Here is a 24,735-nt window from a genome sequence, read left to right on the forward strand (position 1 = left end):
AGGAAAGGATAAGTATGGGAGCCCAGATCCGGGTCTACCGCCAGAAGATCAGCTCGACCACGTCGATGCGCAAGATCTTCAAGGCGATGGAACTGATCGCTACCTCGCGCATCGGGAAGGCCCGTGCGCGCGTAGCAGCTTCACTGCCTTACGCGAACGCGATCACGCGCGCCGTTTCTGCTGTCGCCAGCCAAAGCGAAATCGACCACCCGCTGACCACCGAGCCGGAGCAGATCCGCCGTGCCGCCGTCCTGGTTATTACCTCGGACCGCGGCCTGGCAGGTTCCTACTCCGCCGGTGTGCTCAAGCAGGCGGAAGGTCTCTTCGAGCTGCTCCACGCTGAAGGCAAGGAAGTCAAGACCTACCTCGTGGGCCGAAAGGCCCAGGCCTACTTCGAATTCAGGAGCCGCGAGTACGCGCGGGTCTGGACCGGCGGAACGGACGCTCCAGAGTTCACGACCGCCCGTGAGATCGGCGAGGCGCTGCTGGCAGAATTCGCAACCGACTTCGAGGAAGGCGGCGTGGATGAAATCCACGTTGTCTATACCCGCTTTAAGTCCATGGTCACCCAGGAACCGACGGTCATCCGCCTGCTCCCGCTTGAAGTTGTGGAAGAGCAGGCTGCCTCCGAATCGGATCTCCTGCCGCTGTACGAGTTCGAGCCGGAAACGGAGCGTGTCCTTGACGCCCTGCTGCCGCGTTACATCGAATCCCGTATCTTCGCAGCCATGCTGCAGGCGGCGGCCTCCGAGCTTGCCGCCCGCCAGCGGGCGATGAAGTCCGCAGGCGACAACGCAACCGACCTGATCAAGAAGTACACGCGCCTGCGCAACACGGCCCGCCAGGCCGAAATTACGCAGGAGCTTTCCGAGATCGTTGCAGGTGCCGACGCCCTCGCGTCGTAGCCTCCCGCCCCTCGGTTCCGCGGAACCAGCACCACCACAGATAGACTTAACCCCACGCCATCTACTGAATGAAGTGAGAGAGATGACTGCCACTGCTACCGAACACGTAGCCGCAACGTCCGGTGCAACCGGCCGTATTGCGCGCGTAATCGGCCCGGTTGTCGACGTCGAATTCCCGGCTGACGCAATCCCGTCGATCTATAACGCCCTCACCACCGAGATCACTCTCAACGGTGAGACCAAGACCATCACCTTCGAAGTTGCGCTGCACCTCGGTGACAACCTCATCCGCGCCATCTCGCTGCAGGCGACCGACGGCCTGGTCCGCGGCACCGGCGTCATTGACACCGGGGCCCCGATCTCCGTTCCCGTCGGCGACGGCGTCAAGGGCCACATCTTCAACGTCCTGGGCCAGCCCCTTGACGTGACCGAGTCCGAGCTGGAGATCAGCGAACGCTGGCCGATCCACCGCAAGGCCCCCAACTTCGCTTCGCTCGAAGGCTCCACGGAGATGCTGGAGACCGGCATCAAGGTCATCGACCTCCTCACCCCGTACATCAAGGGTGGAAAGATCGGCCTGTTCGGCGGTGCCGGCGTGGGAAAGACTGTTCTGATCCAGGAAATGATCACCCGTGTTGCCCGCAACTTCGGTGGTACTTCCGTGTTCGCCGGTGTTGGCGAGCGTACCCGTGAGGGCAATGACCTCTGGGTGGAAATGGAAGAGGCAGGCGTCCTCAAGGACACCGCCCTTGTGTTCGGCCAGATGGATGAGCCGCCGGGAACGCGTCTGCGCGTGGCCCTGTCCGCACTGACCATGGCGGAGTACTTCCGCGATGTGCAGAACCAGGACGTGCTGCTGTTCATCGACAACATCTTCCGCTTCACCCAGGCAGGGTCCGAGGTTTCCACCCTGCTCGGCCGCATGCCGTCCGCAGTGGGCTACCAGCCCAACCTGGCTGACGAGATGGGCCTCCTGCAGGAGCGCATCACGTCCACCAAGGGCCACTCCATCACCTCGATGCAGGCCATCTACGTTCCCGCAGATGACTACACCGACCCGGCCCCGGCCACCACCTTCGCGCACCTCGACGCCACCACGGAACTTTCCCGTGAAATCGCCTCCCGTGGTCTGTACCCGGCGGTTGATCCGTTGACTTCCACGTCGCGAATCCTGGACCCGCAGTACATCGGCAAGGACCACTACAACACGGCCGTCCGTGTGAAGCAGATCCTGCAGAAGAACAAGGAACTCCAGGACATCATCGCCATCCTTGGTGTCGATGAACTCTCCGAGGAAGACAAGATCGTCGTGTCGCGTGCACGCCGCATCCAGCAGTTCCTTTCGCAGAACACCTACACCGCCAAGCAGTTCACCGGCGTGGAGGGCTCCACGGTTTCCATCAAGGACACCGTTGAAGGCTTCGCGGCCATCTGCGACGGCGAACTCGACCACATCGCGGAGCAGGCGTTCTTCAACGTCGGCGGCCTCGATGACGTTGAGCGCCAGTGGGCCAAGATCCAGGAACAGACCAAGTAATATGGCTGAGCTTGAGGTTGAGATTGTCGCAGCGGACCACTTTGTGTGGTCCGGAGCGGCCAAGATGGTCAAGGCCCGCACCAGCGATGGTGAAATCGGAATCCTGCCCGGCCACTCGCCCCTGCTGGCGATCCTGGCCGAGGGTGAACTGGCCATCCAGCCGGTGTCCGGAGACCGTATCGCGGTGGACGTCGACGGCGGGTTCTTCTCCGTTGACAACAACCGCGTGGTGATCGTTGCTGACAACGCCCAGTTGGGCGGCTCGGCTACCGCTGGGATCCGCTAGCACGACCTCGATGGACGCGCCGGGTATTACGTTCATCGCACTGGCAATCGCCTTCGGATTGCTGATTCTTGCACTGTGCCTTTCGGGGGTGCGCCGCTTCAACCTGCGGCGCGCCCTCGGCACCGTGGACGCCTCCATTTGCGTAGCTGGAAACGGCTGGCAGATGGGGGTTTGTCGTTATCAGGACAACGACCTTGAATGGTTCAGGCTCATCTCTCTGAGTGTCCGCCCCAAATACACCTTCAAACGGAGTTCGCTGGAGCTGCTGGGCCGCCGGAAGCCCACGGAAGCTGAGGCGGTTAAGGTGCAGCCGGACGTGGTGATCGTCGAACTCCGCTATGAGGGGCAGGACCTGCGCCTCGCCATGAAGTTCGACGCCTACACGGGTCTTTCATCCTGGCTCGAGGCAGGTCCGGTCATTGGCGTGGGGACCTGGCGCTAGCCAACGTGGACTGGTTTTCAGACATCCGGCTCACCGACGGTCCACTGTATGGAACCGTGCTGGTATTGGGAATGGGCGGCGCAGCCTACCTCCTGGTGCCGCCTTGGCGCGTCGCCATGGTTCCGGTCCACCGTGCCAGGGCATGGGCGGTCCGCATCCTCATTGCTGCTGCCGCGGCCTTTGCGCTGGTTGGCACAGTCCACTGGGCGCTCATCAACATCTTCACCATCTTTCCCGAGGACCTGCCGGACCCTGTGCTGCTGTGGCTGGTGCCCGGCGTGGCGGCAGTACTCCTGGGCGTGCTCCGGCTGCCCAGGACCAGTTGGGGCGGGCGCGGGGGCGGGATCCTCGCCGCGCTGCTGGTGTTACTGCTGTCGGCAATCCAAATCAACGCCTACTTCGGCCTCAACAGGACCGTCAGTGACCTGCTGGGTACGGCCTTGGCCCGGATACCGGTGCTTGAGCAGGATCTCATGCGCCATGCCGGGGAATCCGACGGCGTACCCCTCCAGGGCTGGAAGCCGGCAGGGGAGTTGCCTGCTGGAGGCGAGCTGCGTAAGTCCAACATCCCCGGGACAGCGTCCGGGATGAACACTCGCGACGCCTATATCTACCTTCCCCCGGCCTACTTTGCAGCCAACCGGCCCGCACTGCCGGTGCTGGTCCTGGTGGCCGGCCAGCCCGGCGGCCCTGGCGATTGGCTCACCGGCGGCGCAATCCGTGGCCATATGGATTCCTTTGCCGCTGCACACGGCGGAGTGTCCCCGGTGGTGGTCATCCCGGATCCCAACGGAACGCAGTCTGCCAATACCATGTGCATGGACAGCCGCATCGCCAAGGCTGACACGTACCTTTCACAGGATGTGCCGCGGTGGATCAGTTCCACACTGGCGGTAGATACCAACCACAGCCACTGGGCCGTGGGCGGGTTCTCATTTGGCGGCACCTGTGCGGTGCAGATGGGAACACGGCATCCAGACGTCTACGCGGATGTGCTGGCATTTTCCAGCGAGGCCGAACCCGCCATTGCCAAGGAACGGCAGAAGACCATCGACGCCGCCTTCCCCGGAAACCCTGACGAATTCACCAAGCAGACTCCACTGGAGATCATGAAACACCAACGGTTTGAGTCCAGCGGCATGTACCTTACTGCAGGCCAGAACGATCCCGAGTTCGTAGGGAACCTCCGTACACTGGCTGCTGCGGCAGAGACCGCGGGCTTCACCGTGCAGGCACACGAGGTGGAGCACACGGGGCACTCCTGGGATACCTCCTCCAAGCGCTTCGCGGACGCACTGCAGTTCCTTGGCACCCAATGGGGCCTGCAGTGGTGAGCACCCGGAAACCGGACCGCACAGTCGTCCTGATGTGGGCCGCCGTCGGGCGCCCTGCAGTCCGGCAGGCACTGGACACGCTGAAATCCATGCCCTTCACACTGGGCGTGGTTGTGGCCTTCCTGGCGGCCGCTGCCCTGACTGGGAGCTTCCTGGACGGACCGCCGGAGCAGCTCCTGGGACTTGCCTCGGTCAGCGGGCCCGGCCTGCGCGACGGGCAGTGGTGGTCCCTGTTCACCAGCCTCTTCTTCGCCACCAACCCGTTGGCCTACCTCGCCGCGTCACTGATGATTGTCCTGCTGCTGGGACTCGCGGAGCGAAAGCTGGGCCGGCGCGCGGCCGTCGGACTGTTCTTCGGCGGGCAGTTTGCTGCCGTCACGGTGTTCCTCCTGGTGACCCAGCTGGCGGTGTATGTCGGCGACGGCTGGCTGGACCGGATGGCGAATGACAGCCTCATTGGCCCCTACGCCCCGGTGCTGACGGCGGGCCTGGCCGCCAGCGCCCGGATTACGCTGCTGTGGCAGCGCCGGCTCCGTACCGTGGTGCTGTCCATATCGATCCTGCTGGTCCTCTATGTGGGCCACGCCGAAACGATCATTGGCCTCATTGGTGCCCTCCTTGGCCTTCTGGCGGGCTGGTGGATCCAGGGGGACCAGGGGAGGCTCCATCGCCACCGGTCCACGGGCCGCGAGGCCAGGAACCTTTTGGCCCTCACCGTTGCCGTGTTCGCCGTGGGCCCCATCCTGACGGGAATCACGCGCGCGCCCACCGGCCCGCTGGCCCTGCTGCGGGATGTCGTCTTGAGTCCCATGCCCACGCTCAGCCAACTCGTGTTCAATTGCGGCGCCACCGTTGACGCCTCCTGCCTGGAAACGGGAAGGGCGGGGTTTGCCGGCCCGTTCGGCCTGGCGCTGGCGGTGGTGCCGGTGGTCCTGTTGCTGATCTGTGCGGACGGCATGCGCCGGGGGCGCCGGCTGGCGCTGAACATAGCCTTGGCCATCCAACTGGCTGTCACGGCCCTGGCGGCGGTGTACCTTGCCCTGTTCGCCCTTGTTCCCTCACGCCTGCAGGGCACGCATGCAACGCCAATGTCCTCGGCCTTCGCGCATGTGCTTCCGCTCGTGGTTGTCCCCCTGACGCTGGCAGTAGTCCTGTGGCTGAACCGCAGGCAGTTCCGCGTGCAGACCCGCCCGGGTGCCCGGCGCGCCCTCGGGGCCGTGGTCTGCGGAACGTGGCTTGTCCTGGCCAGTTCCTACACCGTGGCCTGGTTCTGGTCCGGTGGACTGGCGCGCGACGGCGGCCTGCTGGGGCTCTTCGCGGAGCTGGCCCGGCAGTACGTTCCGGTGCCCATACCGCAGTACTTCCGCCGCGTCTTCCCGGAACAGGACAGCGCCGAAGCCCTGCTGTTTGCCTACTCGGGCCCCGCGTTCTGGCTCGTAGCTCTGGTGGCGGTGTGGTGGGTGCTTGTGGGCCGGCACCACGGCCTGAACTTCGGGCGGCAGGACCGGGACCGCGCCCGGAACCTGCTCCACCAGGGCGGCGGCCCCTTGTCATGGATGGCCCTGTGGGAGCCCAACACGTACTGGTTCAGCCCGGACGGTGCCGGCGCCATGGCCTTCCAGCAGCATGGGACGGTGGCCCTGACGCTGGGCGGCGCGTTTGGTGAGCGCACGGCAGAGCAGCGCGTGACGGAGGGGTTCCTGGACTACTGCCGCAGCCAGGCGCTGATCCCGGCCCTGTATTCCTGCGATGACACCCTGTGGCCGGCACTCAGGGAACGCGGTTTCTCCCGGGTGGCCGTGGCACAGGAGACCCGGCTTGTGCTGAACGAACTGGAGTTCAAGGGCAAGGAATGGCAGAACGTCAGGACGGCCCTGAACCGCGCCACCAAGCTGGGGGTCCACGCGGTTTGGGGCTCCTACCATGCACTGCCGGCAGCACTCCGGTCACGGTTGAACGAAGTGTCCGAGGAATGGGCGGCCGGCAAATCGGTTCCGGAGATGGGCTTCACGCTTGGGGGAGTGGACGAGCTCGACGACGAGGAGGTCCTCTGCTGCCTGGCGGTGGACAGTAGTGGCGCGGTTCACGGCGTCACCAGCTGGCTGCCTGTGTACGACGGCGGCCGGCTGGTCAGCCGGACGCTGGACGTCATGCGCCGGGGCAGTGAGGGCTTCCCGGGCGTGATGGAATTCCTGATCGCCTCCGCCGTCCTCGAGCTGCGTGATTCCGTGGACGTGATCTCTTTGTCCGGCTCGCCCCTTGCCAGCCGTCCGGAGGAGGACGACCCGGCCGCCACCGACGAGGGCGCGCAGAACCTCGTGCGGATCCTGGACCTGGTGGGCCATGCGCTTGAGCCGGTTTACGGCTTCCGCTCCCTGGCAGCGTTCAAGTCCCGGTTCAAGCCTGAGTACCGGGCGCTCTATCTGTACTACCAGGACCCGCTGCACCTGCCCGCCATCGGGAGGGCGCTGACCCGGGCCTACCTGCCTGGGCTTTCCCTGGCACAGGGCGCCCGGCTGGTCCGGAAACTGGTGACCTGAGGCGGTAACGGGGGAGGCAGGCTGTATGAGCGGCCCTCAATGGTGACGCCATAGGTGCGCTGCATATTTGCATAAACAAATGATCCCCGGCAATTACGCCGGGGATCATTTGTATATGCTGACAGCCGCGGTTCGCGGCCGGGCGCGTACTAGACCAAGGTTACGCCGGTGGCCTGGGGGCCCTTGGCGCCCTGGCCGATCTCGAACTGAACGCGCTGGTTCTCGTCGAGGGTCTTGAAGCCGCCGGTCTGGATCTCGGAGTAGTGAACGAAGACATCGCCATCGGAGTCGTCCGGGGTGATGAAGCCGAAGCCCTTTTCAGCGTTGAACCACTTGACGGTTCCCTGTGCCATTTATTTCTCCTCATTATGGAACTTATTAAGACCGGCACACCTCGTGCCGCCCTTGGTCACTCCGCGAGAAGAATCCTGGTTTGCCTTGCCTGGAAAGGTCCGGCGCTGCAGGAGCTTCGCGCTCGCAACACGTCTTGCGAGCATGAAAAACACCTACACAAAGACTGAGATAAGAATTTCATGCCCGTTCCCGCAGGTCAACGGCCCGAACAGCAAAAAAGGAAAAATTTAGGCACAAACCGGGTCGGAGGGAACGCTGCCTGTAAAGGGGTCAATTAGGTGCCCGAAGCAACAAAGGGACATTCTAGAAAAGCCGGGATTCGCTGTCGTCCACGCCCCGCATGGCGTCGTAGTCCAGGGTGATGCAGTCGATCCCGCGGTCGTTGGCCAGCACCTTGGCCTGCGGCTTGATTTGCTGCGCCGCAAAGATCCCGCGGACCGGTGCCAGCAGGGGGTCGCGGTTGAGCAGTTCAAGGTACCGGGTCAGCTGCTCCACGCCGTCGATGTCCCCGCGGCGCTTGAGCTCAATCGCCACGGTGGCGCCGTCGGCATCCCGGGCCAGGATGTCTACCGGGCCGATGGCGGTGAAGTACTCGCGCCTGATCAGGGAGTAGCCCTGGCCCAGCGTTTCAATCTGTTCGGCCAGCAACCGCTGCAGGTCCGCTTCCACGCCGTCCTTGATCAGCCCGGGGTCCACGCCGAGGTCGTGGGAGGACTCGCTGACCTTCTCGTGGATATTGATGATCAGCCGGTCATCGGTCTTGGCGGACTGCACCGTCCACTGCTCCACCACGCCCAGTTCCAGGTCCACGTCGTCCGGGGGCGAAACGCGCAGGGTTGCCGGGGGGCTCATCCAGTTCAGCGGCTTGTAGGAACCGCCGTCGGAATGGACCAGCACCGAGCCGTCCGCCTTCACCAGCAGGAGCCGGGTGGCGAGGGGGAGATGGGCTTTGAGCCGGCCAACGTAATCAACGGAGCAATGGGCTATGACGAGTCGCACGCCGTACAGACTATCGCGTGGGCCCGGCAGGCCATGTCCGACGGCGGGAGGCGGGTGGGGCGGCAGGGACACCCATGGCCGGGCCGGGAGGGCGCACAGGCTGGGGCAGAATGGATGCATGCCGCGTTCCAACCGTCCCCGCCGTCCCGCTTCCGGCAAGGGCCCCGCTTCCGGCCGGGGCGCCGGCCGGAAACGGAATGCAGACATTCCCGAGCTGGACCTGGAACGCGCACGGGCTGGAATCGCCCGCCGGGAAAGCGCCCCCGACGGTGAGTGGATGGTCCGCACCATGACCGCCAGGAACGCCGAGAAGACCTACATCTGCCCGGAATGCTCCACCGCCGTATTGCCCGGTGTTGCGCACTTGGTTGTCTGGAAGGACGACCATCTCTTTGGAGCGGCTGCCGGCCTGGCGGAACGCCGGCACTGGCATACCAACTGCTGGATGACGCGCAGCTACCGGTACCGCTGATCCTGCGCTCAGCAGAACCCCTGCTGTCGCTAAGCTGGAATGCATGACTTTTGATCCGGCGTCGTACGCATTCAGCCAAGCCCAGGGCCGCGCCCCAATCCGCGCCTCCACTGTCCTGCCTGCCCGGCGCGAGAACATCGAGCTGCAAACGGAGGATGGCCACACGCTGGTGGGGGAGCTGGCACTGCCTGAATCGGGCCCGGTCAAGGCCACGCTGATCACGCTCCACCCGCTGCCCACGCACGGCGGCTTCATGGATTCCCACGTCTACCGGAAGGCTTCCTACCGCCTCCCGGCGCTGGCAGGCATCGCGGTGCTGCGTTTCAATACGCGCGGCACCGCCTCACCCCGCGGCACCAGCAGCGGCGCCTTCGAGGAAGGGGTGGGCGAGCGCTACGACGTGGAGGCGGCCGTCCGCTTTGCCGTCGAGCGGGGGCTGCCCAACCGCTGGCTGGTGGGCTGGTCCTTCGGGACCGAGCTTGCGCTGATGTACGGTGCCGTAGAACCCGTGGCGGGGCAGATCGAGGGCGCGGTGCTGCTGTCGCCCCCGCTGCACCGTGCCACGGACAAGCACCTGCAGCTTTGGGCGGAGTCGGGCAAGCCCCTCACCGTCCTGGTGCCGGAGCATGACGACTTCCTCCAGCCGGCCGAGGCGGCCCAACGTTTCAGCCTGGTGCCGCAGGCCCGCGTGGTGGGCGTGGCCGGGGCCAAACATCTGTGGGTGGGGGAGAAGTACGCCGCGCGGGTCCTGAACGACATTGTGGCACAGGTCAGCCCCGACCCCGCCGGACGGGAACTGCCCCAGGAATGGGACGGTCCGACGGCGGCAGCCGGTGCCTAGCGACGGCTGAGGGCGGGGAAGCCTAGTGCTGGTCCTGCCGGGCGATGTAGATCTCCCGGACCAGGAGCAGGACGGCGGCCGCGGTGGGAATGGCGATCAGGGCGCCAAGCACACCCAGCAGGCTGCCGCCGGCAATGACGGAAATCACCGCCACCGCGCCCGGCACCGCAACGGCCTTCTGCATGATGCGCGGTGAGATGAAGTATGCCTCGAATTGCAGGTACGCGAAGTAGCAGACTGCGTAGATGGCAGCCGCCTGCCAGCCTTGGGTGAGGGAAACCAGGATCACCACGATGCCTGCGATCATGCCGCCCACCAGGGGGATGAAGGCGAGCAGGACCACCACAAAGGCCAGGAGCAAGGCAAAAGGGATGCCCACAATGGACATCACCACGAAGGCGAAGGTGGCGTTGAGCAGGGCCACGCAGGCCTGGCCGATGACGTAGTTTCCCACCGACCGGGTGATCTCCTCCGACAGCGCCGCCACCCGCTTCCGGCGGGAGCGTGGCGCCAGGCGGTAGCCCCACTTCTTCATGGCCGGGAGCGCCGCGAGGAAGTACAGGCTCAGCACCAGGACGATCAGGGTGCCGAAGAGGCCATTTGCGAGGGTGGAGCCGAACCCCACAACGCCGCCGAAGATCCCGCCCATTGCAGCGGGATCATTGACGAACTTGTTCAGTTCCTCGGTGATGCGGTCGCGCACGCCGAACTGGTCATCGAGGCTGCGGAAGAAATCCGAGTCCATGAAGTTGCGTACCCAGTCCGGCGCCTGCCGCACTATTTCCGATACCTGGGCAACGATCGTTGGGATGAGCGTGGCGAAAAATCCGACAACGGCCCCCATCAGGACGGCCACCGAAAGCAGGATGCCGGCCGGCCGGGGGACTTTCCGGTTTTCGAGCCAGCCGACCACCGGTTCAAGGCCCAGGGCGATGAACAGCGCTGCCACGATCCACAGCAGCAGTTGCGTGGTGTGGGAACCGATCCAGTAGACCAGCAGCGCCAGCCCCACGCCCACGGTGCCCATAAACCCCATGTAGAGCGGGTGCTGCGGGGACATCCGCGGCCCGGGATGGCCGAACTGCGGCTCCTCGTCGCCGTCGTAGTCCGCCTCCGGAACCTGGCCGGTGTATTCCGGGGGCATCTCGAACCGAAGCCGGGGCTGCGCGCCGGGCAAGGGCTGGCGAAGCCTGCGGATCACGTGGCCAAGGGCTGCAGCGGCTGAACCCCCGCGGCGTGCCGCCATTCCCAGTGGAGGCATCGTGGCAGGGACAGGGCCCCTGGGATCCCCCTGGTTTCCGGCTGCAGCCGAGGACGGGTCCGTCTTGTCAGTCACTGGTTTTAGGGGCCTGTTCCGTGCGTGGCACCGCCTGCGCGGGCCGGTGTGATGATCATCGCAAACACTATCAGCAGGCTTGTCACCCCGAGCCGAAGGCGCCGCCGGGGGGCGGGCGAAGCCCCGGGTGGGCCGGCCGGAAAGGGGCCCGTGGTAACAGAAAGGTTACTATTGAAGGTAAACCCCCGCTGATGATAGGTGTTTCCCTTGCGTTTAAAGACTGCAGCCGCACTTGTGCTGCTCGGCCTCCTGACACTTTTGGCCGGTATCGGCCAGAGAACCATCTGGGCTCCTTCCGAGACGTTCACCGCCTCCGCGCCCGCCGATGCGGCCGCTGCCCCGCTGACTGTCATTGACCAGAAGCTGCGCACCCTGCACGGCGGAACGGTCAAGATCAACGTCCAGGGCGACGGTAATTTCATGCTGGCCTCGGGCCGGCCGGATGACGTCAGCGCGTGGGTGGGCAAGACAGCACACAACACCATCACCGGGGTTTCCGAGGACGAAAAGTCCCTCCAGGTTGACCACGCCGACGGCGAAGCTACCGCCCCGAACCCGGCCGGTGCGGACCTCTGGGTGTCCAACGAGAACGCCAGTGGCGAGCTTGAGTACACCTGGACCCCGCCCGCCGACGGTGACTGGAGCCTCCTGCTCGCCTCCGACGGCACCAAGCCTGCACCGGCCACCGTGTCCATGACGTTCCCGAACGACACGTCCACGCCTTGGGCCGTTCCGCTGATGGTCCTGGGCAGCCTCCTCATCCTGGGCGGAATCGTCCTGGCGCTGCTCTCCGCGCGCCGTAAGAACGGCGAAGGCGATGGAAACTCCGGCTTCGCCCGCCGTGCCCGTGCCCGCAAGGCACAGGGCCAGGCCCCGTCGTCGTCCTCCTCCAAGGTCACCATGCTGGCTGCGGGTGTGGCAGCAGCCGTGCTGGCCGGATCCGGCACCGCCGCGCAGGCGGCCAGCCCCAGCCCGCAGCCTGCCGGCAATGCCTCGTCGCCGGCCAAGGAAGCGGCCGGTACGCCAGTCCTGCTGGACGCCCAGTTCCGCCGTATCCTCGAGCAGGTCTCCAGTGCCACCGATGCCGGGGACGCCGCCAAAGACGCCGCCAAGCTCGCGGACCGCGTTGCCGGCCCCGAACTGGAAATCCGCACGCAGAATTACAAGATCCGCTCCCAGGTGGGTTCCTACGAGCCCCGCATGCCCGTGCGCTCCACCAAGCTGCTGACCACGGTGGTCACCAGCGGCCGGGACTGGCCGCGTTCGGTGCTGGCCGTTACCCAGGGCGAAGGCAACGTTGTCCCGCAGATCCTGACGCTGGTCCAGCAGTCACCGCGCGAGAACTACAAGCTCATGGAAACCACACCCCTGCAGCCGGGCACCACGTTCCCGAACATCAGCCGCGGGGGCACCCAGAACCTGGCTGCCGCGGACAAGTCCGGCCTGCTCTACAGCGGTGAGGAAGCAATGTCCGGCCTTGCGGACAGGCTTACGTCCGCGGACTCGCCGTTCAAGGACAAGCTCGTCGAAGGTGACTCCTCGCCGTACATCGCGGACACCCTGTCCTACCAGGCAGAGGTGGTGAAGGCCGGCGAGAACGGCAACTTCTCCTTCACCCACAAGGTGGTTCCGGAGAGCACCGTGGTGTTCCGGACGTCCGACGGCGGCGCCCTGGTCCTGGGCCGGATCAACTTCGGCTTCGAAGGCACCCCGAAGGCCGCCGGCGACAAGCTCAGCATCGGTGACGACGCGGCAGCCCTGGCGGGCGGCAAGGAAACCACCACGGGCATGGTTCTGAACTTCGCCGAATCAATGGCCATCTACGTTCCGCCGGCAGGATCGACGGATCCGATGAAGCTCGTTGCGGCCACCCGGGGCCTGGTTGGGGCCAGCTTCAAGTAGCCCCTGCCTGTATTACCACCGGCAGCGGCCGGAGTGGATAGAGTGGGAAATATGAGTTCGCCAGCTTCCCGCCCAGTCCCTCCTGCCGCTGCCAGCCTGCTTAACCTGCGCGGCGCCGTCGACCTTTCCGCACTGAAGCGCCCCGCAGCTCCGTCCGGCGCTGCCCCGTCTGGTACTGCCACCGCCGGAACCGCGCCTCCATCGGCGGCGCAGGGGGAGTTGCCGGGTGCGGCCGAGGGCGGACCCGCGCTCAGGGTTGACGTCACCGAAGCGAACTTCCAGCAGTTGGTGGAACTCTCCGCACAAGTCCCGGTGGTGTTCGCCCTGTGGGCCTCCTACTCGCCCGAGTCCGGCAGGATGGTGGAGACCCTTGACCGCATCGTTGCAGGCTACCGCGGCCGCCTGGTGCTTGGCGCAGCCGACATCGAAGCCTTTCCGCAGCTTGCCCAAGCGTTCCAGGTGCAGGCCGTCCCCACCGCCGTCGCCGTCCTGAAGGGGCAGCCGGTACCGCTGTTCCAGGGCTCGGCGGAGGAAGCCCAGGTGCGCAGCCTCTTCGACGAACTGCTCAAGGTGGCCGCGGCCAACGGCGTCACCGGAAGCCTCGACGCCGGCGGGGCCGCTGAACAGGAACCCGCGCCGCTGCCGCCGCTGCACCAGGCCGCCTACGATGCCATCGAGGCCAGCGACTACGCCGCCGCCGCCGAGGCCTACCGCCAGGCGCTGAAGGAAATGCCGTCGGACCACGAAGCCAAGGCCGGGCTGGCGCAGGTGGAGCTGATGAACCGGCTGCAGTCTGTGTCGGCGCAGGACAGTGAAGCGCTGCGCGCGCTGGCCGCGAACGAGCCGGACAACTTGGAAGCCCAGCTCGGGGTGGCGGACCTGGACGTGGCCGGCGGGCATGTGGAGGACGCGCTGAACCGGCTGGTAGCCTTCATCGGCAGGAATTTCGGCCCGGAGCGTGAAACTGCACGCGTGCGGCTGCTGGAAATCTTCGAGGTGGTGGGCGCCGGTGACGCCCGCGTGGCAAAGGCGCGCCAGGCGCTTGCGCGGGTGCTGTTCTAGTGCCGGCCCTGTTCCAGCCGCTGGCGCTGCGGGCCATGGAGCTGACGCACCGGGGCTGGGTCTCGCCCATGTGCCAGTACAGCTGCGATCCCGACAACGCCCCGGGTGTTCCGAACGACTGGCACCTGGTGCACCTGGGCGGCTTTGCCGTGGGCGGCGCGGCGATGATCCTTACGGAAGCCGCGGCGGTGAACGCCGAGGGGCGGATCAGCCCCCGGGACGCGGGTCTTTACAACGACGAGCAGGCGGCTGCCTGGCAGCGGATCATTTCCTTCGTCCACCGGAACGGTACCGCCGGAACCAAGATCGGTGTCCAGTTGGCCCACGCCGGCCGGAAGGCGTCCACGTACTGGCCGTTTTCGGGCAAGCACGGCAGTGTTCCGGCATCCGACGGCGGCTGGGACACCTTGGGGCCGTCCACCACCTCTTTCGAGGGCTACGCGGCGCCTGCCGCCATGACCGTGGAACAGATCCAGGGTGTCATCGCCGATTTCGCCGCCGCCGCCGTGCGTGCGGTGGACACCGGTTTTGACACGATGGAGATCCACGGGGCGCACGGCTACCTGCTGCACCAGTTCCAGAGCCCGCTGATCAACCAGCGTGAGGATGAATGGGGCGGGGATGAGGCTGGCCGCAACCGGCTGATGCTGGCCGTGGTTGACGCCGTCCGCGCCGTGATCCCCGATTCCATGCCCCTGCTCCTCCGGATTTCTGCCACGGACTGGGCCCCCGGCGGGGTGGACCAGGCAGCATCGGTCCGCCTGGCCCGCCAGGCGGCTGCCCACGGGGTGGACCTGGTGGATGTCTCCAGCGGCGGGGCGGTGGCCCACCAACAGATCAAACCGGGGCTGGGCTACCAGACCGGGTTCTCCGCCGCCATCCGCGAGGAGGCAGGAATCGCCACCGGGACGGTGGGCCTGGTGACCACGCCGGGCCAGGCGGAGCATGCTGTAGCCACCGGGCAGGCTGACGGCGTCTTCATTGCCCGGGCGGCGCTGCGCGATCCCCACTGGTGGTTCCGGGCGGCATTCGAATTGGGGCACGACCTTGCGTGGCCTCCACAGTACGAGCGGGCCGTCCCGCGGCGCACGTTCTGACACGGAACCGTCGTGGCGCAACGTGAGGAGAATGGGCCGCACGGTCCCATTGGCCGGCAACTGGAAGCGAAGATCCTGGAACTCCTGGCTGCCCGGGCGGCGACGTCCACCATCTGCCCCTCGGACGCCGCCAGGGCCGTGGGCGGCGACGACTGGCGCCCCCTCATGGAGCCGGCCCGCGAAGCCGCCCGGCGGCTGGTTGACGCCGGGCAGGTACACATCACCCAAGGGGGTTCCGTGGTGGATCCCGCGACGGCCAGGGGCCCGATCCGGATCCGCAAGGCGCCCTGAAGACCAGGCGACCTGAAGGCCAGGGGCCGTCAGCCCAGCAGCTCATCCACGTAGCACCAGCGCCACTCTTCGTCCGGCTCCGCGCTGCGCATGACAGGGTGGCCGGTTTCCTTGAAGTGGCGGCTGGCGTGCCGTCCCGCGGAGGAATCGCAGCAGCCGATGTTTCCGCACGCAAGGCACATGCGAAGGTGCACAGGCGTGGTGCCCTCCCGTTCACAGCCTGCACAGGCCGGGTTGTCGGGAAGCGGTGATGGCATGGCTGCCGTCAGGTGGTCGCAGACGCCGCCCGGCTGGGACAGCCCCTCGCCGCCGCCAGCATCAGCAGCGGAGTCCAGTTCGTTCAGGGAAGCATCCAGCATGGACTCCTCCACATCCAGCCGTTCCAGGACCTCGCTGAGGACTTCGTGGGCAAACTCCCCGCCGCGCCTGAGCTCCAGCACCTTGTCCCGTTCAGCCTCCAGCATGGCCATCCGCAGCTGGGCATACCGCTGGCTGGGGGTGGTTGCTTCTGCCGTCGGCCTGCCCAAGCGCTCCCAGGCCGCCAACCCGCGTTCGTGGGTCCGCCGCCTGAGCATGTCCATGACCTCCGGCGGGTCGCTTTCACGCCGCAGCTGCTCCAGCCGCTCCATTCCCGCCGCCGTGGCCAGCTGCATCAGGGAGGCCTGGTTCAGGGCGTCCTCGCGCCGGTCCGGCCCGGGCACCCCCAGGGCCCTGACCAGGGAGGGGAGCGTGATTCCCTGCAACACCAGGGTGCCTCCCACCACCACCAGGGCCGCCAGGACCAGCACGTTGCGGTGCCCCAGGTCACCGGGCAGCGTCAGGACGGCGGCCAGGGTGACCACTCCGCGCATCCCCGCCCAGGACACTATGGCGGCAAACTGCCACGGCGGCGCCGGATCCTTTCGCTGCACGGAGGGAATCAGGCGGCGGAGGTACGTCGCGGGGAACACCCAGATGGGGCGGAGCACCAGTACGGCAAAGAGGATCACTGCGCAGCCAAACCACACGCGGCCGGCCCCCAGCGAATCGTCCTGGACGCTTTCGACGATGGTCCGTACCTGCAGGCCGATGAGCAGGAACACGGAGTTCTCCAGCAGGAACTGCACGGTGTCCCAATTGCTGCGGGAGCTTTGCCGAGCAGCGCCGTTGGGCATGGACGGTGCCTTGGTGCCCATCACCAGTCCGGTGACGACGACGGCGAGTACGCCGGACGCGTGGATAGCCTCGGCAGGGAGGTAGGCAACGAACGGGGCCATCAGCGAGGTGGAGGTGTTGATGGCCACGTTGCTGATCCGTTTCCGGATTTCGGTAAGGACGTAGGCCACGCCGAGGCCCACCACCAGGCCGCCGCCGGCGGCCAGCACGAACCCGCCAGCCACGTCCAGCGCGGACACGGAACCGGCGATGGCGGCCACCGCTGCCCGCAGGCATACCAGCGCCGTGGCATCGTTGACCAGCGATTCGCCTTCCAGGATGTTGACGATGCGGCGGGGCATGCCCACCCTCCGGGCAATGGCCGTGGCGGCCACGGCGTCCGGAGGTGCCACCACTGCGCCCAGGGCGAAGGCTGCCGCCAACGGGATCTCCGGGAACAGCCACCAGACTACTGCCCCGACCCCCAGGGTGCCGAAGACGACGTAGCCCACGGACAAGAGCCCAATGGAGCGCCGGTTGGTCTTGAAGTCGAACAGTGATGTGCGGAATGCGGCCGCATAGAGCAGCGGAGGCAGCAGGCCAACCAGGACCAGTTCGGGATTGAGCTCAACCGGCGGAATGAACGGCAGGAAAGAGCCCGCTACCCCGGCCAGGACCAGGAGCAGGGGAACCGGGAGATTGAGCTTCCGCCCCGACGCGCTGCCGGCACACACCACGGCAACGATCACCAGCAGGCCCAACGCAATGTCCATGAGGTTAGTCTCCCATCCCCGGAACAGCGGCCCGCGGACTAGGCTGGCAGCATGACTGCTCCGATCCCTGGCCAGGCGTCGAATTCCAGCCCCGTAGCGGCCCTTTCCATCCGTGGGCTGGCCAAGCGGTTCGGCGGGAAGATCGCGGTGGACGGCATCAGCCTGGAAGTCCCGGCAGGGTCGTTTTTCGGCATCGTGGGCCCCAACGGTGCAGGCAAGACCACCACGCTGTCCATGGCCACCGGCCTCCTGCGCCCGGACTTCGGCACCGCCGTGGTGCACGGTGTCGATGTCTGGCAGCGCCCCCTTGAAGCCAAGCGGCTCATGGGGATCCTGCCCGACGGTGTCCGGCTCTTCGACCGGCTTACGGGCGAGCAGCTGATTACCTATGCCGGGCTGTTGCGCGGCATGGATAAGGATGTGGTGGCTGCGCGGGTAGGCGAGCTGCTGGCTGCCATGGACCTCAGCCAGGACGCCGGAACACTGGTGGTGGATTATTCGGCGGGCATGACCAAGAAGATTGCCCTGGCCTCTGCGCTGATCCACGCGCCGCGGCTGCTGGTCCTGGACGAGCCCTTCGAGGCCGTGGACCCCGTCTCTGCGGCAAACATCCGCTCCATCCTGGACCGGTACGTGGATTCCGGCGGAACAGTCATTGTCTCCAGCCACGTGATGGACCTGGTGCAGCGCATGTGCGACCATGTTGCGGTGGTGGCCAAGGGCCGGCTGCTGGCGGCGGGGACCGTGGATGAGGTTCGTGCCGGTGCTTCCCTGGAGGACCGGTTCGTGCAGTTGGTCGGCGGGCACAGCCACACGGAGGGGCTGGAATGGTTGCGCACCTTCTAAGGCTCAAGCTCACGCTGCTCCGCAACGGATTGCGCCGCAGCCCCTGGCAGCTGGTGGGCATGGCCATCGCCGGCCTTTATGCGCTGGGCGTCGTGGCAACACTGATCATTGCCCTTGTCCTGCTGCGAAACGCCGGACCCGTGGCCGCCCACACCGCGGTGGTCCTGGGCGGCTCTGCGGCCGTCCTGGGCTGGGCTGTGATTCCGGTCGTGGCATCGGCCACGGACATGACCCTTGATCCGGCCCGTTTCACCACCTTTGCGATCCCCATGAAGCAGATGCTCGCCGGACTTGCCCTGGGCGGGCTGATCGGCATCCCCGGCCTGGCCACCACGCTGGTGGCATTGTCCACGGTGGTCACCTGGTCCCGCGGCGTGCTCCCGGCGCTCGCCGCTTTGGCCGGCGCGTGCCTGGGCGTCATGACCTGCATCGTGCTGGCCAAGGTGGTCACCACCGCGACGGCAAGCCTGGCAGCTTCCCGGCGCTTCAAGGACATCAGTGCCCTCGCGTTCATGGTGCCGATGGTCCTGCTGGGCCCCATCGTGGCGGGAGTTGGCCGCGGCATCTCCGCCTCCACCGGATTCCTGCCGGAGTTCGCCCGGACCTTGTCCTGGACGCCGCTCGGTGCACCATGGTCGCTCGGCGGTGACATCGCGTCAGGCCGGCCAGGGCAGGCCGCGGTGAAGCTGGTGGTTTCGGTGGCGGTCCTCGGCGCCCTGGCCTGGTGCTGGAAGCTGCTGCTTGAGCGGGCACTGGTCACGCCGCCGTACGCCGGCGCCGGGAAGCGCAGGGGCGGCCGGCTGGGACTGTTCGGCGTGCTGCCTGCAACCCCCGCCGGTGCCGTGATGGCAAGATCGCTCACCTACTGGCTCCGGGATCCGCGGTATTCGGGTTCCCTGGTTGTCATCCCGCTGCTTCCGGTGGTTCTGGCGTTCCAGGGGACGCGGACCGGCAGCTATGGCAGCCTCGCTTTCCTTGCCCCGGTGTCCGCCTTCATCCTGGCCTGGTCCATCTCCGCCGACGTCTCCTACGACAACACGGCGTTTGCACTGCACCTGGCCACCGGAGTCCGGGGGGTGGCGGACCGGCTGGGGCGGGCGCTGGCATGCATGACCTTCGCGCTGCCCGTGGTCCTGGTGTTTTCGGTGGGCTACGTAGCCTTTACCCGCAGCTGGACAGGCCTGCCCGGCCAGCTGGGGTTCAGCCTGGGAATCCTCTTCACCGGCCTGGGCCTGTCCTCGGTGGTATCGGCCCGGTACACGGTCACCGTTCCGCTGCCCGGGGACAGCCCGTTCAAGAAGCCGCCCGGCAACGTAGGGCAGACCCTGGCCGTGCAGTTCGTGGGAATGCTGGTCCTCATGGTCCTGGTCCTGCCCGAGGCCGCTCTGCTGGTTGTCCAAGCAGTCACGGGCAACGTCCTGTTTGGCTGGCTCAACCTCGCCGTGGGAACCATCCTGGGCCTGCTCCTTTTCCTTACCGGTATCCGGCTGGGCGGCAGGTGGCTTGAGGCCCGCGGGCCGGAACTCCTGGCGCAGGTTACCGTCAACCGCTGACAGTTCCAGGAAGGGAACCCCATGGAAGTCGTGATCCTCGGCGGCAGCAGGCAGATCGGAAATCTTGCGGCCGATGCCATTGAAGAACTGATCCGCCGCAAGCCGGACGCGGTCCTTGGCCTGGCCACGGGATCCACACCGCTGCCCGTCTACGATGACCTCGCGGACCGGCATGGACAGGGCCTGGACTTCAGCAGGACCTCCGGGTTTGCGCTGGACGAGTACGTGGGCCTGCCAGCCGGGCACCCGGAGTCCTACCGCGAGGTGATACGCCGGGAATTCACCAACCGCGTCAACATCGCACCGGAGAACGTCCACGGTCCCGACGGAACCGCCGCTGACATCCCCGCTGCCTGTGAGGCGTACGAACAGGCCATCGCCGCAGCCGGCGTCGTGGACCTGCAGTTGCTGGGTGTGGGGACCGATGGCCACATCGGGTTCAACGAACCGGGCTCCTCCTTCGCGTCCCGGACACGGATCAAGAGCCTGATCGAACAGACACGCCGGGACAACGCCAGGTTCTTCACGAGCCTGGCCGAGGTGCCGCACCACGTCATCACCCAGGGGCTGGGCACCATCATGGCGGCGCGCCACGTGATTCTCCTGGCCACGGGGGCGCAAAAGGCGCAGGCGGTCCGCGATTTCGTGGAGGGACCGGTGGCCGCCATCTGTCCCGCGTCGGTTCTGCAGTTCCATCCGCACGCCACGGTCCTGCTGGACGAGTCCGCCGCCTCAGCGCTCAAGCTGGGGGATTTCTACCGCCACACGTACGAGAACAAGCCCGCGTGGCAGGCACTGTAGCAGCTGCCCCGGTGCGTGCACGGAGTGCCCAAAAAGTACGACGGCGGCCGGTGCCGGACCCCGGCGCGGGCGTGCCGCCGTCGAACGCGCGGCCGGTGGAACAGCTAAGATGGATGCCATGACTAGCATGACGGACCCTCTCGAAAACGACCCGATGCGCGAGCTTTCCGGGGCTGGAACGTCCACGGCCACCATTGAGCGCGAGGAACTGCGCCAGGAAGTGGAGCCGGGGGACCGGGAGCGCTTCTCGCACTATGTGCGGAAGGAAAAGATCATGGAGTCCGCCATGACCGGGGAACCCGTCATCGCCCTGTGCGGCAAGGTCTGGACCCCGGGCCGGGATCCGAAGAAATTCCCTGTCTGCCCCGAGTGCAAGGAAGTCTATGACGGCCTCCGCCCGGGCAACGACGGCGGGAAGGGTCCGGGCGGCTCGGGCAACAACAAGTAGTGACGGAGACGCTCTTTGGCGGCCCCACCCTGCCTCCGGCTTATCCGGAACGTGCAGCCTGGGGAACCGCCCCGAAACTCCGTGCCTGGCAGCAGCAAGCCCTCGACCTTTACCTCGCGAACAGTCCGCGCGACTTCCTGGCGGTAGCAACCCCCGGTGCCGGTAAGACCACCTTCGCTCTGCGGATCGCATCCACGCTGATCGATTCCGGTGCCGTCAACCGGATAACCATCGTCGCTCCGACGGACCACCTGAAGCGCCAGTGGGCGGATGCGGCCGCCAAGGTGGGGATTGCGATCGATCCCAACTTCAAGAACTCGGACGGCCAGCACGGCCGCGGCTTTATTGGCGTCGCCGTCACTTATGCGCAGGTGGCCAGCAAACCCATGCTGCACCGTGCCAAGACCGAGGCCGCCCGCACCCTGGTGATCCTGGACGAGATCCACCACGGCGGTGAGGCCCTGTCCTGGGGCGATGGACTGCGCGAGGCCTTCGACCCTGCCGTGCGCCGCCTGTCGCTGACTGGTACACCGTTCCGCTCCGATACCTCGCCCATTCCGTTCGTGGAGTACGCCGAGGACCGTGACGGTATCCGGCGCTCAAAGGCCGACTACACCTACGGCTACGGCAACGCCCTCCGCGACCACGTGGTCCGGCCGGTGATGTTCATGGCCTACTCCGGCCAGATGCGCTGGCGGACCAGCGCCGGCGAGGAAATGGCCGCCTCCCTCGGCGAGGCCGCGGTAACCAAGGACATCACGAGCCACGCCTGGCGGACCGCCCTGAACCCGGCAGGGGAATGGATCCCTGCTGTCCTGGCCGGTGCGGACAAGCGGCTCAGCGAGGTCCGCCGCACCGTTCCCGACGCCGGCGGCCTGGTCATCGCCACCGACCACGAGGACGCCCGCGCCTACGCCGGGCAGCTGAAGCGGATAACGGGGGAGTCACCCACCGTGATCCTGTCCGACGACGCCAAGGCCTCCAGCAAGATCGAGGAGTTCTCGGCCGGCGAGAAGCGCTGGATGGTGGCCGTCCGCATGGTGTCCGAAGGCGTTGACGTTCCCCGGCTCTCCGTGGGCGTCTACGCCACCTCTACGTCCACGCCGTTGTTCTTTGCCCAGGCCGTGGGACGTTTCGTGCGTGCCCGCAAGAGGGGCGAGACGGCGTCGGTCTTCCTGCCGTCCGTGCCGCAGCTGATGGCGCTGGCCAACTCCATGGAGATGGAGCGGGACCACGCGCTGGACCGGCCCGAGAAGGAGGACGGCGACGGCCTCTTCAACCCCGAAGACTCCCTGATGGCGGAGGCGAACCGGGAGGACAAGGCCTCGGACAGCCTCACCAAGGGCAAGTTCGAGGCATTGGACTCCCAGGCATCCTTTGACCGGGTGCTGTTCGACGGCGGCGAGTTCGGTACCGGCGGCGAAGTGGGGTCTGACGATGAGATGGACTTCCTGGGCATCCCCGGCCTGCTGGACGCTGAGCAGGTGGGCACGCTGCTGCGCCAGCGCCAGCACGAGCAGCTGAACCGGAAGAACCGGAAAGCCCCGGCCGCCGCAGCCCAGCAGGTCCCGGCCGTACCCGACCACCGCATGCTGATGGATCTGCGCAACGAGCTGGCCAAGAACGTGGCCGCCTGGGCTGCCCGGACCGGGACCCCGCACGGGGTGGTGCACACCAAGCTGCGCACTGTCTGCGGCGGGCCGCCCGTGGCACAGGCCAACGAGGAGCAGCTGAAGTCCCGGCTGCGCAAGCTCCAGGACTGGTTCGTAGGCCGGAAATAACGCCTAGGCGATGTCCGCCCCGCCGAGTTCCATCTCGGCAACGGCGTCTTCCAGGTCCTCGGCGATGCCGGCGGTCAGCGACCGCACCACAGTGACGCCGTAGCCTGCCTGGACTGCGTCGAGCGCTGTAGCCTTCACGCAGTAGTCGGTGGCGATGCCAACCACCACCACGTCCTCCACGTCGTGGCTCTGCAGCCAGTCATCGAGGCCGATGGCGTCCTCATCACCTTCCAGCGCCGCCGCGGCGCCCGGCAGGCCGCCGGCTTGGCGTTCGCCGGTGGGGACAGCATCCTCCGGGGCCAGCAGGCCCTCAAATCCCGAGTAGGCGGCGGCAAACTGCCCTTTCCGGAAGTAAGCGTCAACGTACTCGGTGTCCAGGTCCGGATGGAGCTCGGCCCCGCGGGTGCCTGCCACGCAGTGCCGGGGCCAGCTGTCCTGGTAATCGGGGAAATCGGAAAAGTGGCTGCCCGGATCGATGTGCCAGTCCTGCGTGGCCACTACATGGTCGAATTCGCTATGGTGGCCGTCCAGGTATTCGCTGATGGCGCCGGCCACCGCCGCGCCGCCGGGAACGGCGAGCGAGCCGCCTTCGCAGAAATCATTCTGGACGTCCACGATGATCAAAGCGCGGGACATCAGTGCTCCTCGTAAATGGTGGGGATCGCGGCCTCGCCGCGCTGCAGGCGGTTGACCACCGGCGGTAATTCAGCCATGGAGTCTGCGTGGCGCTGCCGTGCGCGCAGCACGCCTTCATGGCCCGTCCAGCCAGGCAGCAGTTCGCCGTTCTTCATGAACTGCTGCAGCAGCGGACGGTCGTTGCCGTCATCCTCCGGACGATGGCCCACACCCACCACCTCTGCAGTGGCGGTACCGCGTTCGTCCAGCTTCCGCAGTGCGTACTTGCGGCCGCCCACGCTGGCCTTGTTCTTGGCCACTTTGGCCACGGACACGAAGTTGCCGTCGTCGTCCGTACGGCTGACCAGCTTGTAGACCATGCTTGCAGTGGGGGCGCCGGAGCCGGTGACCAGCGACGTGCCCACCCCGTACGAGTCCACAGGGGCTGACTGCAGCGCTGCGATGGCGTACTCGTCCAGGTCCGAGGTCACCACGATCTTGGTGTGCTCATTGCCAAGGTCGTCCAGCAGCCGCCGCACCCACTGGGCCTGGGCCACGAGGTCGCCCGAGTCCAGCCGGACACCGCCCAGGCTGGGCCCTGCCAGCTCGACGGCCGTGCGGACGGCCTTTTCGACGTCGTACGTATCCACCAGCAGGGACGTGCCTTCGCCCAGCGAGGCAATTTGGGCCTCGAAGGCCTCCCGCTCGGTATCGTGCAGCAGGGTGAAGGAGTGGGCTGCCGTTCCGACGGTCTTCACGCCGTAGCGGATGCCCGCCTCGAGGTTGGACGTGCTGTCAAACCCGGCAATGATGGCCGCTCGCGCGGACGCGGTGGCGGCCTCCTCATGGGTGCGCCGGGAGCCCATTTCGATGCAGGGACGGCCGCCCGCCGCAGTGACCATCCGGGACGCGGCGGACGCGATGGCGGTGTCATGGTTAAGCACGGACAGCAGATAGGTCTCCAGCATGCAGGCTTCGGCGAATGAGGCCTCAACCACCAGGATGGGGGAGTTGGGAAAATACACCTCGCCTTCGGCGTAGCCCCAGATGTCGCCGGAAAATTTGTAGTTCGCCAAGTACTCCAGCGTTTCCTGGTTGACCACGTTGGTGCGCTCCAGGAAATCCAGTTCCGCCTCGCCGAAGCGGAAATTCGAGATGCCTTCCAGGAGGCGCCCGGTGCCGGCAACGATGCCGTAGCGCCGGCCGTCAGGCAGGCGCCGCGCAAATGCCTCGAACACGGACCTGCGGTGTGCTGCCCCTGAATGGAGGGATGCCTGCAGCATGGTCAGCTCGTAGTGGTCGGTATAAAAGGACGTGCGGGGATGGTCCCAGCCGGCTGAGGTGCTCACGAAAGTCACTCTAGTCCCCACCGGCTCCCACGTCTCG

General features: G+C 66.6%; 23 protein-coding genes. 17 read left to right on the forward strand and 6 right to left on the reverse strand.

Features of this window, described 5'->3' with window-relative positions; all coding sequences use genetic code 11:
* Nucleotides 1-14 precede the first annotated feature (14 nt).
* From J7I84_RS09350 to J7I84_RS09375, 6 genes are all read left to right on the forward strand, one after another.
* Nucleotides 15-905, forward strand: coding sequence for a F0F1 ATP synthase subunit gamma (locus J7I84_RS09350; RefSeq protein WP_214943797.1), 891 nt, complete (start codon nt 15-17; stop codon nt 903-905).
* An 82-nt stretch (nt 906-987) separates the two neighbouring features.
* Entirely contained in the window at nt 988-2,442 is a 1,455-nt protein-coding gene (gene atpD, locus J7I84_RS09355) for a F0F1 ATP synthase subunit beta (protein WP_214943799.1), read from the forward strand.
* Nucleotide 2,443: 1 nt separating this feature from the next.
* Complete coding sequence (locus J7I84_RS09360; protein ID WP_018760117.1) at nt 2,444-2,728, forward strand: F0F1 ATP synthase subunit epsilon; 285 nt, start codon at nt 2,444-2,446, stop codon at nt 2,726-2,728.
* A 10-nt stretch (nt 2,729-2,738) separates the two neighbouring features.
* On the forward strand, nt 2,739-3,170 hold the full coding sequence (locus J7I84_RS09365; RefSeq protein ID WP_214943801.1) for a DUF2550 domain-containing protein: 432 nt from the start codon (nt 2,739-2,741) through the stop codon (nt 3,168-3,170).
* A gap of 5 nt (nt 3,171-3,175) precedes the next feature.
* On the forward strand, nt 3,176-4,504 hold the full coding sequence (locus J7I84_RS09370; RefSeq protein WP_214943803.1) for an esterase family protein: 1,329 nt from the start codon (nt 3,176-3,178) through the stop codon (nt 4,502-4,504).
* Nucleotides 4,486-7,044 (forward strand): DUF2156 domain-containing protein, encoded by a 2,559-nt coding sequence (locus tag J7I84_RS09375; protein ID WP_214943805.1) that lies wholly within the window; start codon nt 4,486-4,488, stop codon nt 7,042-7,044. The genes J7I84_RS09370 and J7I84_RS09375 overlap by 19 nt, the downstream gene beginning before the upstream one ends.
* A 149-nt stretch (nt 7,045-7,193) precedes the next feature.
* On the opposite strand, the gene J7I84_RS09380 is transcribed toward J7I84_RS09375, so the two are convergent.
* Nucleotides 7,194-7,397 (reverse strand): cold-shock protein, encoded by a 204-nt coding sequence (locus tag J7I84_RS09380; protein ID WP_011692441.1) that lies wholly within the window; start codon nt 7,395-7,397, stop codon nt 7,194-7,196.
* A 304-nt stretch (nt 7,398-7,701) separates the two neighbouring features.
* The gene (gene nucS / locus J7I84_RS09385) at nt 7,702-8,397 is read right to left on the reverse strand and encodes an endonuclease NucS (RefSeq protein ID WP_214943807.1); all 696 of its coding nucleotides are present in this window, start codon (nt 8,395-8,397) and stop codon (nt 7,702-7,704) included.
* A 118-nt stretch (nt 8,398-8,515) separates the two neighbouring features.
* Here nucS and J7I84_RS09390 point away from each other — a divergent pair, with 118 nt between their 5' ends.
* Nucleotides 8,516-8,869, forward strand: a complete 354-nt coding sequence (locus J7I84_RS09390; protein ID WP_214943809.1) for an ATP/GTP-binding protein — start codon at nt 8,516-8,518, stop codon at nt 8,867-8,869.
* Nucleotides 8,870-8,912: 43 nt separating this feature from the next.
* A complete protein-coding gene (locus J7I84_RS09395; RefSeq protein ID WP_214943811.1) occupies nt 8,913-9,710 on the forward strand; it encodes an alpha/beta hydrolase in 798 nt (265 codons plus the stop codon).
* A 22-nt stretch (nt 9,711-9,732) separates the two neighbouring features.
* On the opposite strand, the gene J7I84_RS09400 is transcribed toward J7I84_RS09395, so the two are convergent.
* Nucleotides 9,733-11,046, reverse strand: a complete 1,314-nt coding sequence (locus tag J7I84_RS09400; RefSeq protein WP_214943813.1) for an AI-2E family transporter — start codon at nt 11,044-11,046, stop codon at nt 9,733-9,735.
* Nucleotides 11,047-11,280: 234 nt separating this feature from the next.
* Here J7I84_RS09400 and J7I84_RS09405 point away from each other — a divergent pair, with 234 nt between their 5' ends.
* The 4 genes from J7I84_RS09405 to J7I84_RS09420 are packed head-to-tail and all read left to right on the forward strand — an operon-like array spanning nt 11,281 to nt 15,398.
* Nucleotides 11,281-12,948, forward strand: coding sequence for a hypothetical protein (locus J7I84_RS09405; protein ID WP_214943891.1), 1,668 nt, complete (start codon nt 11,281-11,283; stop codon nt 12,946-12,948).
* A 51-nt stretch (nt 12,949-12,999) separates the two neighbouring features.
* Nucleotides 13,000-14,010 (forward strand): tetratricopeptide repeat protein, encoded by a 1,011-nt coding sequence (locus J7I84_RS09410; RefSeq protein WP_214943815.1) that lies wholly within the window; start codon nt 13,000-13,002, stop codon nt 14,008-14,010.
* Nucleotides 14,010-15,107 carry an NADH:flavin oxidoreductase/NADH oxidase gene (locus tag J7I84_RS09415; RefSeq protein WP_214943816.1) on the forward strand — a complete coding sequence of 366 codons (1,098 nt, stop codon included), beginning with the start codon at nt 14,010-14,012 and terminating at the stop codon, nt 15,105-15,107. Before J7I84_RS09410 ends, J7I84_RS09415 begins: the two co-directional genes overlap by 1 nt.
* A 12-nt stretch (nt 15,108-15,119) precedes the next feature.
* Nucleotides 15,120-15,398, forward strand: a complete 279-nt coding sequence (locus tag J7I84_RS09420; RefSeq protein ID WP_311381109.1) for a DUF3253 domain-containing protein — start codon at nt 15,120-15,122, stop codon at nt 15,396-15,398.
* Nucleotides 15,399-15,427: 29 nt separating this feature from the next.
* On the opposite strand, the gene J7I84_RS09425 is transcribed toward J7I84_RS09420, so the two are convergent.
* Nucleotides 15,428-17,305 (reverse strand): Na+/H+ antiporter, encoded by a 1,878-nt coding sequence (locus J7I84_RS09425; RefSeq protein ID WP_214943818.1) that lies wholly within the window; start codon nt 17,303-17,305, stop codon nt 15,428-15,430.
* Nucleotides 17,306-17,356: 51 nt separating this feature from the next.
* On the opposite strand from J7I84_RS09425, the gene J7I84_RS09430 reads away from it, so the two are divergent.
* The 5 genes from J7I84_RS09430 to J7I84_RS09450 all read left to right on the forward strand — a co-directional run bounded on the left by J7I84_RS09430 (nt 17,357) and on the right by J7I84_RS09450 (nt 22,734).
* The gene (locus tag J7I84_RS09430) at nt 17,357-18,151 is read left to right on the forward strand and encodes an ABC transporter ATP-binding protein (protein ID WP_214943820.1); all 795 of its coding nucleotides are present in this window, start codon (nt 17,357-17,359) and stop codon (nt 18,149-18,151) included.
* A complete protein-coding gene (locus tag J7I84_RS09435) occupies nt 18,133-19,704 on the forward strand; it encodes a transporter (protein WP_214943822.1) in 1,572 nt (523 codons plus the stop codon). Before J7I84_RS09430 ends, J7I84_RS09435 begins: the two co-directional genes overlap by 19 nt.
* Nucleotides 19,705-19,725: 21 nt before the next feature.
* The gene (gene nagB / locus J7I84_RS09440) at nt 19,726-20,505 is read left to right on the forward strand and encodes a glucosamine-6-phosphate deaminase (protein WP_214943824.1); all 780 of its coding nucleotides are present in this window, start codon (nt 19,726-19,728) and stop codon (nt 20,503-20,505) included.
* 109 nt (nt 20,506-20,614) lie between these two features.
* Nucleotides 20,615-20,953 (forward strand): DUF3039 domain-containing protein, encoded by a 339-nt coding sequence (locus J7I84_RS09445; RefSeq protein ID WP_159631664.1) that lies wholly within the window; start codon nt 20,615-20,617, stop codon nt 20,951-20,953.
* A complete protein-coding gene (locus tag J7I84_RS09450) occupies nt 20,953-22,734 on the forward strand; it encodes a DEAD/DEAH box helicase (RefSeq protein WP_214943826.1) in 1,782 nt (593 codons plus the stop codon). The genes J7I84_RS09445 and J7I84_RS09450 overlap by 1 nt, the downstream gene beginning before the upstream one ends.
* Before the next feature lie 3 nt (nt 22,735-22,737).
* Here J7I84_RS09450 and J7I84_RS09455 read toward each other — a convergent pair whose 3' ends face one another.
* Nucleotides 22,738-23,370, reverse strand: a complete 633-nt coding sequence (locus tag J7I84_RS09455) for an isochorismatase family protein (RefSeq protein WP_214943828.1) — start codon at nt 23,368-23,370, stop codon at nt 22,738-22,740.
* Nucleotides 23,370-24,698, reverse strand: coding sequence for a nicotinate phosphoribosyltransferase (locus tag J7I84_RS09460; RefSeq protein WP_214943830.1), 1,329 nt, complete (start codon nt 24,696-24,698; stop codon nt 23,370-23,372). Before J7I84_RS09460 ends, J7I84_RS09455 begins: the two co-directional genes overlap by 1 nt.
* Nucleotides 24,699-24,735 lie beyond the last annotated feature (37 nt).

Origin of the sequence: Arthrobacter sp. ISL-85, from assembly GCF_018613675.1 — a bacterium.
Classification (GTDB): Bacteria; Actinomycetota; Actinomycetes; order Actinomycetales; family Micrococcaceae; genus Arthrobacter.

Bases quoted from the DNA above. Each gene is read 5' to 3' on its own strand.
- J7I84_RS09430 (WP_214943820.1), top strand. From the start codon at position 17,357: ATGACTGCTCCGATCCCTGGCCAGGCGTCGAATTCCAGCCCCGTAGCG.
- J7I84_RS09435 (WP_214943822.1), top strand. From the start codon at position 18,133: ATGGTTGCGCACCTTCTAAGGCTCAAGCTCACGCTGCTCCGCAACGGA.
- J7I84_RS09390 (WP_214943809.1), top strand. From the start codon at position 8,516: ATGCCGCGTTCCAACCGTCCCCGCCGTCCCGCTTCCGGCAAGGGCCCC.
- J7I84_RS09350 (WP_214943797.1), top strand. From the start codon at position 15: ATGGGAGCCCAGATCCGGGTCTACCGCCAGAAGATCAGCTCGACCACG.
- J7I84_RS09445 (WP_159631664.1), top strand. From the start codon at position 20,615: ATGGATGCCATGACTAGCATGACGGACCCTCTCGAAAACGACCCGATG.
- J7I84_RS09365 (WP_214943801.1), top strand. From the start codon at position 2,739: ATGGACGCGCCGGGTATTACGTTCATCGCACTGGCAATCGCCTTCGGA.
- atpD (WP_214943799.1), top strand. From the start codon at position 988: ATGACTGCCACTGCTACCGAACACGTAGCCGCAACGTCCGGTGCAACC.
- J7I84_RS09395 (WP_214943811.1), top strand. From the start codon at position 8,913: ATGACTTTTGATCCGGCGTCGTACGCATTCAGCCAAGCCCAGGGCCGC.
- J7I84_RS09455 (WP_214943828.1), bottom strand. From the start codon at position 23,370: ATGTCCCGCGCTTTGATCATCGTGGACGTCCAGAATGATTTCTGCGAA.
- J7I84_RS09425 (WP_214943818.1), bottom strand. From the start codon at position 17,305: ATGGACATTGCGTTGGGCCTGCTGGTGATCGTTGCCGTGGTGTGTGCC.
- J7I84_RS09380 (WP_011692441.1), bottom strand. From the start codon at position 7,397: ATGGCACAGGGAACCGTCAAGTGGTTCAACGCTGAAAAGGGCTTCGGC.
- J7I84_RS09360 (WP_018760117.1), top strand. From the start codon at position 2,444: ATGGCTGAGCTTGAGGTTGAGATTGTCGCAGCGGACCACTTTGTGTGG.
- J7I84_RS09410 (WP_214943815.1), top strand. From the start codon at position 13,000: ATGAGTTCGCCAGCTTCCCGCCCAGTCCCTCCTGCCGCTGCCAGCCTG.
- J7I84_RS09375 (WP_214943805.1), top strand. From the start codon at position 4,486: ATGGGGCCTGCAGTGGTGAGCACCCGGAAACCGGACCGCACAGTCGTC.
- nagB (WP_214943824.1), top strand. From the start codon at position 19,726: ATGGAAGTCGTGATCCTCGGCGGCAGCAGGCAGATCGGAAATCTTGCG.